Source organism: Burkholderia sp. SIMBA_051 (genome assembly GCF_046534915.1).
In the GTDB taxonomy this organism is placed as follows: Bacteria; Pseudomonadota; Gammaproteobacteria; order Burkholderiales; family Burkholderiaceae; genus Burkholderia; species Burkholderia ambifaria.
The window spans coordinates 1-233 of the sequence record NZ_JAWRXS010000943.1; the positions used below are offsets into that span (position 1 = coordinate 1).

Genomic DNA, 233 nt, shown 5'->3' on the forward strand with positions numbered 1-233 from the left:
GGCCGGAACCTTGAGTGGCACGAACATGCCGAGTACGCAGAGCCGGAAGGCGACGCTCGGCGTAGCGCCTTCGCCGAGTCCGCCGAGCACCGCCGAGATTTTCACCTCGCCGGCGTCGTCGGCGTTGTCCTGGTCGCTGAAGAAGGCCGCCCCGTCACCGTGGCTATGGATATCGATCGCGAGGCTCTCATGTGCGGCGAGTTGCGGTCGTTCGAATGTGATCGACCCGGGCG

General features: G+C 66.1%; 1 protein-coding gene. It reads right to left on the minus strand.

The window, feature by feature from the left end; translation table 11 throughout:
- A partial coding sequence (locus SB771_RS37265; protein ID WP_410722313.1) for a Mov34/MPN/PAD-1 family protein occupies positions 1–233 on the minus strand: 233 nt, incomplete at both ends.